The organism is Rhodococcus sp. 06-418-5, assembly GCF_002258285.1.
In the GTDB taxonomy this organism is placed as follows: Bacteria; Actinomycetota; Actinomycetes; order Mycobacteriales; family Mycobacteriaceae; genus Rhodococcoides.
Genome location: NZ_NOYE01000017.1, coordinates 1 through 12,628, shown reverse-complemented (window position 1 = coordinate 12,628; position 12,628 = coordinate 1). Strand labels below are relative to the sequence as shown.

At 64.6% G+C, this 12,628-nt stretch carries 15 protein-coding genes; 11 read left to right on the top strand and 4 right to left on the bottom strand.

Annotation, left to right across the window (positions count from 1 at the left end):
• Nucleotides 1-236: 236 nt before the first annotated feature.
• Together CH274_RS15895 and CH274_RS15890 are read right to left on the bottom strand one after the other, a co-directional pair.
• Nucleotides 237-911 carry a response regulator gene (locus tag CH274_RS15895; RefSeq protein ID WP_032395931.1) on the bottom strand — a complete coding sequence of 225 codons (675 nt, stop codon included), beginning with the start codon at nucleotides 909-911 and terminating at the stop codon, nucleotides 237-239.
• Entirely contained in the window at nucleotides 908-2,401 is a 1,494-nt protein-coding gene (locus tag CH274_RS15890; RefSeq protein WP_230596876.1) for a sensor histidine kinase, read from the bottom strand. Before CH274_RS15890 ends, CH274_RS15895 begins: the two co-directional genes overlap by 4 nt.
• 233 nt (nucleotides 2,402-2,634) lie before the next feature.
• On the opposite strand from CH274_RS15890, the gene CH274_RS15885 reads away from it, so the two are divergent.
• From CH274_RS15885 to CH274_RS29265, 5 genes are all read left to right on the top strand, one after another.
• The gene (locus CH274_RS15885) at nucleotides 2,635-4,029 is read left to right on the top strand and encodes a cation:dicarboxylate symporter family transporter (protein WP_094658064.1); all 1,395 of its coding nucleotides are present in this window, start codon (nucleotides 2,635-2,637) and stop codon (nucleotides 4,027-4,029) included.
• Between the two features lie 128 nt (nucleotides 4,030-4,157).
• Entirely contained in the window at nucleotides 4,158-4,667 is a 510-nt protein-coding gene (locus tag CH274_RS15880; RefSeq protein ID WP_032395929.1) for a glutathione peroxidase, read from the top strand.
• 55 nt (nucleotides 4,668-4,722) lie between these two features.
• Nucleotides 4,723-5,424 (top strand): DUF2334 domain-containing protein, encoded by a 702-nt coding sequence (locus tag CH274_RS15875; protein ID WP_094645839.1) that lies wholly within the window; start codon nucleotides 4,723-4,725, stop codon nucleotides 5,422-5,424.
• A 174-nt stretch (nucleotides 5,425-5,598) separates the two neighbouring features.
• Nucleotides 5,599-6,417 (top strand): hydroxyethylthiazole kinase, encoded by an 819-nt coding sequence (thiM, locus tag CH274_RS15870; RefSeq protein ID WP_094658063.1) that lies wholly within the window; start codon nucleotides 5,599-5,601, stop codon nucleotides 6,415-6,417.
• Nucleotides 6,418-6,610: 193 nt separating this feature from the next.
• Nucleotides 6,611-7,237: an LppP/LprE family lipoprotein gene (locus CH274_RS29265; RefSeq protein WP_179275770.1), complete on the top strand. Its 627-nt coding sequence runs from the start codon at nucleotides 6,611-6,613 to the stop codon at nucleotides 7,235-7,237.
• Here CH274_RS29265 and CH274_RS15860 read toward each other — a convergent pair.
• Entirely contained in the window at nucleotides 7,234-7,872 is a 639-nt protein-coding gene (locus tag CH274_RS15860; protein ID WP_094658065.1) for an MBL fold metallo-hydrolase, read from the bottom strand. The genes CH274_RS29265 and CH274_RS15860 overlap by 4 nt on opposite strands.
• A 100-nt stretch (nucleotides 7,873-7,972) precedes the next feature.
• On the opposite strand from CH274_RS15860, the gene purS reads away from it, so the two are divergent.
• The 5 genes from purS to CH274_RS29260 are packed head-to-tail and all read left to right on the top strand — an operon-like array spanning nucleotide 7,973 to nucleotide 9,781.
• Nucleotides 7,973-8,224, top strand: coding sequence for a phosphoribosylformylglycinamidine synthase subunit PurS (gene purS, locus CH274_RS15855; RefSeq protein ID WP_032395924.1), 252 nt, complete (start codon nucleotides 7,973-7,975; stop codon nucleotides 8,222-8,224).
• Entirely contained in the window at nucleotides 8,221-8,898 is a 678-nt protein-coding gene (gene purQ / locus CH274_RS15850) for a phosphoribosylformylglycinamidine synthase subunit PurQ (protein WP_045196674.1), read from the top strand. The genes purS and purQ overlap by 4 nt, the downstream gene beginning before the upstream one ends.
• A 34-nt stretch (nucleotides 8,899-8,932) precedes the next feature.
• On the top strand, nucleotides 8,933-9,283 hold the full coding sequence (locus tag CH274_RS15845; RefSeq protein WP_094658061.1) for a VOC family protein: 351 nt from the start codon (nucleotides 8,933-8,935) through the stop codon (nucleotides 9,281-9,283).
• A 7-nt stretch (nucleotides 9,284-9,290) separates the two neighbouring features.
• A complete protein-coding gene (locus CH274_RS15840; protein WP_094645721.1) occupies nucleotides 9,291-9,623 on the top strand; it encodes a hypothetical protein in 333 nt (110 codons plus the stop codon).
• Nucleotides 9,620-9,781, top strand: coding sequence for a hypothetical protein (locus CH274_RS29260; protein WP_155290807.1), 162 nt, complete (start codon nucleotides 9,620-9,622; stop codon nucleotides 9,779-9,781). The genes CH274_RS15840 and CH274_RS29260 overlap by 4 nt, the downstream gene beginning before the upstream one ends.
• A gap of 94 nt (nucleotides 9,782-9,875) precedes the next feature.
• Here CH274_RS29260 and CH274_RS15835 read toward each other — a convergent pair whose 3' ends face one another.
• Nucleotides 9,876-10,784, bottom strand: a complete 909-nt coding sequence (locus CH274_RS15835) for a hypothetical protein (protein ID WP_179272976.1) — start codon at nucleotides 10,782-10,784, stop codon at nucleotides 9,876-9,878.
• 58 nt (nucleotides 10,785-10,842) lie between these two features.
• Between CH274_RS15835 and CH274_RS15830 the strand changes: the two genes are divergently transcribed.
• On the top strand, nucleotides 10,843-12,150 hold the full coding sequence (locus tag CH274_RS15830; RefSeq protein ID WP_032395920.1) for a M18 family aminopeptidase: 1,308 nt from the start codon (nucleotides 10,843-10,845) through the stop codon (nucleotides 12,148-12,150).
• Nucleotides 12,151-12,628: the final 478 nt, after the last annotated feature.

Genomic DNA, 12,628 nt, shown 5'->3' with positions numbered 1-12,628 from the left:
ACGCCTACACCCGCGTGACCGTCCTACGCGACGGAAACCACATCACCGCCTACAAGGCCAGTGGAGAAGTCCTCGGCCACCTGCACCTGGACATCGACAGGCTCTACCAAGGACAACTCCCCCGCCCCGCCGCTTAGAATCGTGTCTCACATGTATCGAGACACCCGTGTCCCACATGTATCAAGACAGCACACGTAGCCTGCTACGAATTTCCGCTCACATGCGGCGCAGCCGCTCTAACGCCACACGTAGCGGACCTGCGGTCGCCCGGCCTTGCCGTATTCGGTGTGCCGGGTGACCAGTCCGTCGTCGGCGAGGCGCTCGAGATATCGCCACGCCGTCACTCGGGACACTCCGACGACCTTGGCGGCCTCGGATGCATTGAGTCCGTCGGCCGCTTCCTTGATGCTCGCGGTGATGCCGTCCATCGTCTGCGGGGCGATGCCCTTGGGTGTCGAGACGCGTTCGTCGGCCGTCCGCAGATGCGCCATCGCGCGGTCGATGTCGCGTTGACTCGACGCGTTCTCTCCGGCAGGCAACGCGGCATGGAATTCGCGATAGCGCTCGAGCTTGTCGCGGAACGCGGCGAACGTGAACGGCTTGAGCAGATACAGCACGATGCCGTGTGCCACGGCGGAGCGCACCACCGACAGATCCCGTTCGGAGGTGATGGCGATGACGTCGGGACTCGGGCGTAGACCGCCGAGAGCTGCTGCCACGTCGATGCCGCTCGCGTCGGGCAGACCGATGTCGAGCAACACCAGATCGACGGCCTCGGTGCTGGCGAAGCGCATGGCCGACGCACCGGTGTGGGCCACCCCGGCCACCTCGAAGCCCGGGGTTCGCTCGACGTACGTCTTGTGCGCTTCGGCGATCAGCGGTTCGTCGTCGACGATCAGGACGCGGATCACGAGAGCGATCCCGGGATGGTGGCGACCATGACCGATCCGTACGTCACTTCCGAGGTCAAGGTGCCGCGATGGCGACCGATCACCTGAGTCACCAGGGCGAGGCCGAGACCGCGTGAGCCGGACTTGGTCGAGTAGCCGCGCCGCAGAGCAGCTTTGAGCGTCTCCGGCGGCATTCCGGGACCGCTGTCGGCGACTCGGACGACGAGTTCACCATCGGCGTCACGGACCGTCACTTCGACCCACGGCTGGTCGGATTCTTTCGAGGCATCGATGGCATTGTCTATCAGATTGCCTACCAGCGTGACCAATTCACGTGCAGTGAGCACACCCTCGTGCTCCATGGCGGTGTCGTCGGTGATCGTCAGCTCCACGCCCTGCTCGGCGGCCTGACTGACCTTGCCCAGCAGCAGTGCAGCGAGTGCAGGTTCGCTGACCGCGTTCATCAGGCGGTCGATGAGGGCCTGCGAGAGTTCCAGATCGGCCGTCGCGAATTCGACTGCCTCCTCGGGTCGGCCGAGCTCGACCATGGTGATGACGGTGTGCAGCCTGTTCGCCGACTCGTGAGCCTGCGAACGCAGCGACTCCGCGAAACTGCGCACCGAGTCCAATTCACCCATCAACGAACGCAATTCGGTCTGATCGCGAATCGTGAGTACGTTGCCCAGGCGTCGGCCCTCCCACATCACCGGATCCTGATTGACCACGAGCACACGGTCCTTCGTCAGATGCAGTTCACCGCGCACGATGCCGGTGTCCATCTGCTGCATGGACTCCGGCAACGAGCCGAAGGAGACAGGGCCCTCGGGCAGATCGAGGAGGCGTCGGGCCTCGTCGTTGACCAACTCCGCCTCGTCACCCCGGCCGAACACCAGCAAGCCTTCACCGATCGAATGCAGAACGGCGTCGTGATGCTCGTACATCGTGCGCAGCTCCGCAGGAGCCATCCCCAGTGTCTGACGCCGGAGCCGGCGGCTGAGCAGCGTCGATCCCGCGGCGGCGACGACGAAGGCGGCGAGAACGACCCCGACGATGAGGGGTAGACCCTGGAAGAACTGGTCGCTGATCTTGGCTCTGGTCACGCCCGCCGAGACGAGGCCGACGATCTCGCCGGAGGAATCGGTGACCGGAGTGACCGAACGGATCGACGGGCCGAGAGAACCCACGTACGTCTCGGTGAACGTCTCACCCTGCAACGCGCGATCGATGTTGCCGCTGAACGGCTTACCGATCAGGTCGACGGTCGTGTGGGTGAAACGGGTCCGATCCGGGGCCATGACCACGATGAAATCGACACCCGTGACCTGACGGATCTTCTCGGTTTCCGGCTGCAGCCGAGACGTCGGATCGTCGGACTCGATCGCAATGGGCGTCGACGGTTCGTTGGCGATACTGACCGCGATCGCCGTGACTTCGCGTCGGGTCGCGTCGTCGCTGTTGGACCGCTCGTTGAGCACCGTCAGGATGCCGCCGGCGAACACGACGACCGCCATGACGACGAGCTGGAGCACCAACACCTGGCCGGCGACGCTCAGTGGGCGCTTCGAGGACAACGCAATCCTTTCGTGCAATACATCGAACGTGAACGAAATGAACGTATAGGTGACTCCTGTCACCCGGTGCAGCAACATCATCTCTCAGCAGGGGTGATCCACCTCACTCCACTCCCAGTAGTCACGAAGCCAGCAGTTCGACTCGCGCTTCACCTGAACCAGAAGGAACATTCATGACAACCATCGATGCGGAGCGGTTCGACAATCCGCCCACCGAGCCCAAGAAGAAGCGCGACAAGACTCATTGGCTCTACATCGCCGTGATCATCGCCGTCGTCGCCGGCGTCATCGTAGGACTGACCGCCAAGGACTTCGCCGTCGAGCTCGCGGTCCTCGGCACGCTCTTCGTCAGCCTGATCAAGATGATGATCAGCCCGGTCATCTTCTGCACCATCGTTCTCGGTATCGGATCGGTTCGAGCGGCAGCCAGCGTCGGACGGGTCGGCGGCCTTGCCCTGGCCTACTTCATCACGATGTCGACCATCGCCCTCGGTATCGGCATGGTCGTCGGCAACCTGATTCAGCCCGGCGAGGGACTCAATATCGTGCCCGGCGGTGGCGATGAGTACGCCGAAACCGCAGAGGGTGCAGGCGGAACCATGGACTTCATCGCCGGCATCATCCCGGAGAGCTTGCTGTCGTCGCTGACCGCCGGATCCGTCCTGCAGACGCTGTTCGTCGCCATCCTCGTCGGCTTCGCGCTGCAGGCCATGGGTAAGAGCGGCGAGGGCATCCTCAAGGGCATCGGTTCGGTGCAGAAGCTCGTCTTCCGCATCCTGACCATGATCCTGTGGCTCGCCCCGATCGGTGCCTTCGGTGCCATTGCCGGTGTTGTCGGCAAGACCGGCTTCGACGCCGTCATCCAGCTCGGCACCCTGATGCTCGCCTTCTACATCACCTGCTTCATCTTCGTCTTCTTCTTCCTCGGACTGATCCTGCGCTTCGTCTCCGGCTTCTCCATCTTCAAGCTGGTCAAGTACCTGGCCCGTGAGTACCTGCTCATCGTCGCCACGTCGTCCTCCGAGTCGGCCCTGCCGCGTCTGATCGCCAAGATGGAGCACGTCGGAGTCGAGCGCACCACCGTCGGCATCGTCGTCCCCACCGGATACTCGTTCAACCTCGACGGCACCGCGATCTACCTGACGATGGCCTCGATCTTCATCGCCGACGCCATGAACATGCCGCTCTCGATCGGCGAGCAGTTCTCGCTGCTGCTCTTCATGATCATCGCCTCCAAGGGCGCAGCCGGCGTCTCCGGAGCCGGTCTGGCCACCTTGGCCGGTGGCTTGCAAAGCCATCGCCCCGAACTGCTCGACGGAGTCGGCCTGATCGTCGGAATCGACCGCTTCATGTCCGAGGCCCGTGCGCTGACGAACTTCTCGGGTAACGCCGTCGCCACCCTGCTGGTCGGCACCTGGACCAAGACCATCGACAAGGACCGGGTCAACACGGTGCTCGACGGCGGCCTTCCGTTCGACGAGGAGACCATGGTCGACGACCACCTCCCCGAGGACGACCGGCCTGCAGACAAGCAGGTCATCATCGAAAAGCACGCCGCCAAGGCGTAGTGCCTGCCGGGCGCCGCGCATCCCCCCGTCGCCCGGTTCGGAAAACCGAGAACGACCCCGCCACCAGCGGGGTCGTTCTTGTTTTCCACGTCGGTTCCCGTTCTCGGCGTACTCACAGGTAAGTTCGGATGATGACTGAAGTTCAGAACATCGGCATCAACACGCTGGGCGGTGCGCCCACCTCGCTCGACGAGTACGCCGGACGGGCCGTGCTCGTGGTCAATGTCGCGTCCAAGTGTGGACTGACCCCGCAGTACGAAAAGCTCGAGAAGCTCGCCAACGATTACTCCTCTCGTGGCCTGTCGGTCGTCGGAGTGCCCTGCAACCAGTTCGGTGGCCAGGAGCCCGGCACGGCAGAAGAGATCGAAACCTTCTGCTCCACCACCTACGGCATCACGTTCGCGATGACCGAGAAGGTCGACGTCAACGGTGACAATCAGCACCCGTTGTACGCCGAACTGACCAAGACCGAAGACGCCGAAGGCAAGGCCGGAGACGTCCAGTGGAACTTCGAGAAGTTCCTGATCTCGCCCGACGGCGTCGTCACCAACCGTTTCCGTCCGCGCACCGAGCCGGACGCCCCCGAGGTGCTCGCAGCGATCGACAAGATCCTGCCGAAGGAAACGATGACCGTTTAGCTTCTGTCTGCATCGACTTCGAGCCTCGTTCACGCTGGTGTGCGAGGCTCGAGTCATGTCTGGACGTCTGATCGTGTCGGTGAGCGGTATCAAGAACGACACCTACGAGCACGCCGCCGAGTTCGCGCGGATCCTCGACGGACGAGGCGTTCCGCTCTCACTGCTCGTCGCGCCTCGGTTGAAGGACAAATACCGTCTCGCAGCGGACGTGCCCACCCAGGAATGGTTGCGGGCGCGACGCGACGGCGGCGACGCGATCGTTCTGCACGGCTACGACCAGGCCGCGACGAAGCGTCGACGCTCCGAGTTCTCCGCACTGCCGCGTCACGAAGCCCGACTTCGACTGATGGCCGCCGACCGCGTCATGGAACAGACCGGCCTGCGCACCCGGGTGTTCGCCGCTCCCCGCTGGATCGCTTCACCCGGCGCCGTGGAAGCACTGCCCGACGCGGGATTTCGAACGTTGGCTGCGCTCAATGGTATTCACGACCTCGACCGGGACGGTGTCGTCCGCGCCCGAGTCTGGGGAATCGGCGAAGGCTTCAAAGCCGAACCCTGGTGGTTCAAAGCACTGGTACTCGGCGCAGGCCGCACCGCCCGCCGCGACGGAGTGGTACGCCTGGCCATCAGCGCCAAGCAACTCGGACGACCCGGACCGCGCCAGGCAATCCTCGACGCCATCGACCTCTCCCTGCACCACGGAGCCGAGGCCGGGGTCTACGAATGGACCCCACGCACCAAATCCCGCGTGGCCTAGCTCCTCGCTGCACCCCCACCCGCCCCGCGTCAATGGACCATTGCACGGTCCAGACGTCTGCAATGCGCCATTCACGCGCACGGGGTTGTGGCGTGAATGTGCCAGTGCAGCGCCCAGACGTATGCAATGGTCCATTGACGCAAACGGGGTGGGCGCGGTCGTAGACTCGCAACAATGAGTGTCTCGACTGTGACCCTGGACGACATCGTCGCCGCGCATCGTATTCTGCGCGATCGCAATCCGCTGGTGCAGTGTCTGACCAACACCGTGTCGGTGCAGTTCGTCGCGAACGCGCTGTTGGCCGCAGGGGCCGCTCCGGCGATGGTGGACAACCCCGAGGAAGCGGCCGGATTCGCCGAGATCGCCGATGCAGTCCTGGTCAATCTCGGGACTCCGACGGCCGCGCAGGTCGAAAGCGCTCACCTGGCGTCGGCCGCAGCTGGGGCAGCGGGGAAGCCGTGGGTACTCGATCCGGTGGGAGCGGGCGGTCTGCCGTGGCGAACCCAGGTGGCCGTGGAGCTGCTTGCCAACCGGCCCAGCGTCATTCGCGCAAATGCATCGGAAGTCATGGGACTGGCGGGCGCTGACGGCGGATCGCGCGGCGTGGATTCGTCTGCAGCCGTGGCCGATTCGGTCGAAGCGGCCCGGTCGCTGCTCGATCGAGTGGACGTGGTGGCTGCATCGGGGGAGATCGATCACATCCTCGGCCCCGGCGGCCTGGTGAAGGTGGGCGGCGGAAGTGCACTGCTGCAGCGAGTTACGGCTACCGGGTGTGCGCTCGGTGCACTGACGGCTGCCTACTGCGCGGTGTCACCGAGTGCTTTGATCGGTGCCGTCGCGGCGCACGCGCATGTTGCGGCCGCGTCGGAGATCGCTGCGCGGTCGACATCGCGGCCGGGGTCCTTCGCCGTCGCGTTCCTCGACGGCCTGGATGCGGTGGACGGGTCGGTCTTACGCGAGTTGGTCCGGCTCGACATCGGCTGGCCTGAATGACGCGCGCTCCAGTGTGCAGCTGGTGCTCCACTGTGCTGCCATATTCGCGGGAATGTCGCGAAATGTGCGCGTAGTGGCGCGAAAAATGCAGATCGCTGCGAAGGTAACGCCCTCTTGACCGAAACGTGATGTAACGGAACACGTTTGCGAGCGGACATACTTGGCGTCGGGCAAATCGAACCAGGTGGTCTTCATGAAACGACTTCTACTCCTCGTAGTCAGTGCAACAGCCCTCGTCGCCTGCGGCGGAGCGGAGCAAGGAACCCCCGCGGCAGCACCGTCCCCGGCCGTTCCGGCAACCACTCAGGCAAGCCCGGCACCGGTGACACCCGACCCGGCCACCGTGACCGAGGGAGCGCAGCCGCAGCGGACGCCACCCGAGGAGGCCAGCGACCTGGTTCCGATGGGTACGTCGGAAGCCGAGCCACTGTGCCTGGATCTGACGTGGGGGCAGGTACCGCAGGCCGTGGACTCGCTGCCGCTCGTGTTCGCAGATTCACCGTGGGTCGCTACCGACATGGGCGATCCCTGTGCGTCGTTCACCTGGGTCGAAGCTCTGCCGTACGGCGCGACGGTCAGCTCGCCGACACATCTGCTGTTCTTCCACGACGCTGAGTACCTCGGCACTGCGACGTCGGAGCCGTACGGGTTCACGTCGGTGGCGGCCCAGTCCGCCGACACGATCACAGTGAACTACCGCTGGCCGCTCGCGAACGATGCCAATGCCAATCCCACCGGCGGCCCGGTGACGATCGACTACCGCTGGGACGGGACACAGGTCACCATGATCGGCACCCTCCCGCCCGAGGTCACCGGCTAGATCGAGACGGAGGATTCCTCGGGTAGCTCGCGGATTTCGGCGTCGGACATTTCCTTGAAGCGGCCGTAATAGATGCCCCTTGCCTGCTCCGCAACCACGGCCTGGTGAATGGGGAAGGCCATGCGCGGCGCCACCGCACGCAGAAATTCGACGGTTTCGGACAGCTTCGACCAGGGTGCTGCCGCAGGAAGTGCGAGCACCTCGACCTGTTGTTCTGGAACGAACAGCGAGTCGCCCGGATGGAAGAGCTGGCCGGGGTTCTCCGGGGTGCCGAGCAGGTAGCCGGTGTTGTCGATCTCGGGCAGCTCGGGATGGATGACGGCGTGCGTGCCGCCGACGCCGGTAACCGTGATGCCGCCGACGGTGAAGGCCTTGCCTGCGGGAGCTGCCGCCCATTTGCCGCCGAGCTGGCCTGCGGTCATCGGATCGGCGTGCAGTGCCGCTCGCGGATTCGCCTCGACGAGCCCGGGAAGTCGTTGCAGATCAACGTGATCCGGATGCTGATGGGTGACGAGGATCGCGTCGAGTCCGGTGATGCCCTCGAACCCGTGAGAGAACGTGCCGGGATCGAACAACACGGTGGTGCCGTTGAGTTCGACGAGAACGCAGGAATGTCCGAAGTGTGTCAGCCGCATGGACTCCACAGTAAGCGCGGTTTCGCGCCTCCCGCCAGGGCTGCGTAGACTCCCACCTGCCGGTAACTGTCTTGCTGTACGTATTTCAAGGAGCGCTTTCGTGGCCCGAGTCGTTGTCGATGTCATGCCCAAGGCCGAGATTCTCGATCCGCAGGGTCAGGCGATCGCAGGAGCGCTCGGCCGTCTGGGGATCTCCGGCGTGTCCGACGTCCGCCAGGGCAAGCGCTTCGAGCTCGAGGTCGACGACACCGTCGACGACGCTGAACTCGAGAAGATCGCAGAATCACTGCTGGCCAACACCGTGATCGAGGACTGGACCGTCACTCGCGTCTCGGTGGAGCCCGCCGCATGAGCGCCCGCGTAGGGGTCATCACGTTTCCCGGGACCCTCGACGACGTCGACGCCTCGCGCGCCGTCACCCTCGCCGGTGGAGAGGCCGTCAGTCTGTGGCATGCCGATGCGGATCTGAAGAACGTCGACGCCATCGTCGTCCCCGGCGGATTCTCGTACGGCGACTACCTCCGGGCCGGTGCGATCGCTCGCTTCGCCCCCGTAATGGAGTCCGTCGTGAAGGCCGCCGAGGGTGGCATGCCGATCCTCGGCATTTGCAACGGCTTTCAGGTGCTCTGCGAGGTGGGCCTGCTCCCCGGCGCGCTGACCCGTAACGAGGGTCTGCACTTCGTCTGCCGCGATCAGTGGCTGAAGGTGGAGAACACCGACACCGCATGGTCGTCGCGCTACGAGCCCGGTGCCGAGATCCTGATCCCGGTCAAGAATGCCGAGGGCCGGTTCCAGGCACCGCAGAACGTGCTCGACGAGCTCGAGGGCGAGGGTCGCGTCGTGTTCCGCTACAGCGGCACCAACCCGAACGGATCGCAGCGGGGGATTGCAGGAATATCCTCGGCCAACGGTCGGGTCGTCGGTTTGATGCCGCACCCCGAGCACGCCACCGAGCCGTTGACCGGACCGAGCGACGACGGCCTGGGGATCTTCTACTCGGCACTGGACACGATCGTCAACGCCTGAGTTTCGTGTCGGTGGTCGCGGTTACTGTGCCGCCATGACACTGACCTTGGGCATGATCACGTTCGACACAACCGATCCGGAACCGCTCGCACACTGGTGGGCGGCACAGGTGGACGGAACGATCGTGGAGGCGAACGACGGCTGGTTCTACGTCGTCGAACTCGCTGCGGCACCGTACCGAATGGCCTTCCAGAAGATCGAGGACCCGACGCCGGGCAAGAATCGCGTCCACCTCGACATGACCACCCTTGACCTCGACGGCGAGGTCGCGCGACTGGTCGAGGCGGGTGCACGCGAAGTTGCGCAGCACACCATGGGCGACTTTCGCTGGGTGACGCTGAGCGACCCCGACGGCAACGTGTTCTGCGTGTCCGGGTCGCACTGAGCAGTGAATGCCGGCCCAGGCATGGGTGACTCTGGTGGTTGGCGTCCTCGCCGTCGTCGGAGTCGCTCTCACCATTCGTCAGCGCACCGTCGCCGACAAACGAGCGCAGGCATGGCAGCGGATCACCTGGTGCCTCGACCACACAGTCAGCACGGACGACGCCGAAGCTGCCCTGGGGTGGGATATCTACGGGGCGGTCACAGATTCGCCACTCATAACCAGAACAGAACAGGACGTTCTCGTTGCCGTTGCCGATCGCGCCCTCCGACACGCACTGGCGGAACCCTCTGAATGCGAGGACACTGACAATCGAGTCGATGAACTGGAGGAACCGCGATGACCACCGCCGAGGAACGCAAGATCAAAGCTGGGCGTCCGGAAGTCGCCGCGGCCGCGGCTCGCGCATCGATCGCAATCCGTGAACGCAACGGGCGTGAGGTACCTCAGTGGATTCGCGACGCCGCAGCGGGACGACCCACCGTCCCGCCGCCCGAATAGCACGCGTCCTATCAGGACACGAGCGCCCAGCATTCCGTCTCTGGAATGCGGTGCGTTCGTCGTGAATGCCAGGCGTTCGGACCGTCGAACACAGTCATGCCGCACACTCTCGCAGCTCGGTCACAGTCGAGGCGAAGATGCCGGTGGGTTCGATCGAGATCCCGTCGAACACCTGGCAGTACTCGCCGTCCCGCCAGAAGAACACCGAGCGAGACAGTGGGCTCGGTGTATCACGACTGAACATATCCGCCAGATCGGCGAGCTCGGCTGCTGCCATGAGCGCCACGTCGGCGTTGCGCGGCCGGTGAAAAACGAACTCGTAGGCATTGGGAACCACGAACAATACGCCGTACAGACATTCGCCGAGGTGCGCGGAGATCAGCGTGGTCATATCGGCAACCTTCGACGCGAGGTAGATCGAATCACCGCTGAGGACCTCGATGTCGATGCTGTTTCTGCTGAGAATTCGGCCGTCCTCGAACTTCAGCGCCGCGGTGTTCCTTCGTCCGGCTGCCCAGGCGGCGTTCAGGTCTCGGCCGACGAGATGCCGATCTGCCAGTGTCACAGCGCGATTCGGAGAAGACAGGTTCAGCACCCGTCGCGGTGCGCCCGGCACGTCGAGTAGTGGGACGGAATACTCGTACTCGCACTCACCCATAGCCGCCAGGGCTGACGGAGCGATGACGCGCTCGCGCAGCCTCGAGTGGAATTCGTCGTCCGACAATCCGGTGAAGAACGTGGGATCTGCCTCGCGCATCGTCTCGATCATGAGGTCGACATGGCCGGCGATGATGCCGTCCCACGCCGATCGACTCACCCCGGAGCATCGGGCGAACACATTGTTCAGTGACATGCGAACGCCCGAGCCCACCGCCAAAGTCGTCGCGTCCTCGCGGTGAACCACCACCCCGCGCTTGCGAAATGCTTCGATCGTCTTCATTCGCACGATGGCGAATGTGGTCGCGTGAACTGCGCCGTAGTCGGGCAAAGAATGAAATTTCATGACGTCGTCCCCCCGGTCGGTGTGTGCTCTCGAGGTGTTCGACGCGGCGGCTGCCACAATGGTTCCCATGTCGACTCACGCCTCCGCAACCGGTCTCTGCAACTTCGTCGACGTGTCGCCGTCACCGTTCCACGTCTGCAACACGGTGTCGGTGCAGCTCGAGGACGCCGGTTTCGTACGCCTCGAGGAGACCGACGCCTGGTCGACGGACCCGGGCCGCTACTACCTCGTTCGCGGCGGATCACTCGTCGCGTGGAGTACCGAGCACAGTAATTCGGGTCGATCCGCAGGCTCCACTCCTGACGGCCCGTTCCGAATCGTCGGCGGGCACACCGACAGCCCCAACCTTCGCGTGAAGCAGCATCCCGATCTGCAATCCGCGGGCTGGCAGATGGTGGGCCTCGAACCGTACGGCGGTGCCTGGCTCAACTCCTGGCTCGATCGCGATCTGGGTATCTCCGGCCGGTTGAGTGTGCGCGACGGCAACACCGCCCGCGAGGTACTGGTGAAGGTCGACGAGCCCATTCTGCGAGTTCCGCAGCTGGCAATCCACCTGTCCGAGGATCGCAAGGGCGTCACCCTCGATCCGCAGCGACACGTCAATGCCATTTGGGGCGTGGGCAATTCACCTCAGTCGTTCATCGCCTACGTCGCCGAGCGAGAAGGCGTCGACCCGCATTCGGTACTGGGTTGGGAGTTGATGACACACGACCTCGCACCCAGTGCCGTCGTGGGCGTCGAGTCCGAACTGGTCAGTGCGCCGCGTCTGGACAATCAAGGAACCTGCTACGCCGGAACTCAGGCTTTGCTTGCCGCAGTGGACAATCCGACCGGAGTCACGCCGGTGTTGGCACTGTTCGACCACGAGGAAGTCGGCAGTATGTCCGACCGCGGCGCGTTCTCGGACCTGCTGAACACAGTGCTCGAGCGCATCGTGCTCGGACGCGGCGGTGGGCGTGAGGAATTCCTGCGCACGATGGCCGGATCCATCTGCGCCTCGGGCGATATGGCGCACGCGACGCATCCCAACTACCCGGACCGGCACGAGCCCGCGCATCGCATCGAACTCGGTGGGGGACCGGTACTCAAGGTCAACCAGAATCTTCGCTACGCAACGGATTCCGCGGGAGCTGGTGCCTTCGCGCTCGCCTGCGATCAGGCCGGGGTTCCCTTGCAGCGCTACGTACATCGCGCCGATCTGCCGTGCGGATCGACCATCGGACCCATCACCGCATCGCGCACCGGCCTGTCGACAGTGGACGTAGGAGCCGCTCAGCTCGCCATGCACTCGTCACGAGAATTGATGGGAGCTGCCGACGTGAAGGCATACGCCGACGCGTTGGCGGCATTCTTGGCTCCTGCCTGAGCTCGATCGGCGGCGCACACGCGCGCGCATTCGTCGGGTGCGCGCGGATTTGTGACCCGTGCGGTGGCAATTCTGCGCGCGTATTGCAAACGCGCGCGCGTTTGCGGGGGCCGAGGGGCGGAGGGTGAGGGTAGTAGCTGAATACCGCGGCGCGACCCCGTTCGGCGTTCCCCGTTCCCCGTTTCTCGTTCGGCTATCGCAAACGCGCGCGCATTCGTCGGGTGCGCGCGGATTCGTGATCCGCTCGGTGGCGATTCCGCGCGCGTCTCGCAAACGCGCGCGCATTTGCGGGGGTCGGGGGGCGGAGGGTGTGGGCGGAAGCTGAATACCGCGGCGCGACATCGTTCGGCGTTCCCCGTTTCTCGTTCGGCTATCGCAAACGCGCGCGCATTCGTCGGGTGCGCGCGGATTCGTGATCCGCTCGGTGGCAATTTTGCGCGCGTCTCGCAAACGCGCGCGCGTTTGCGGGGTCCGGGGG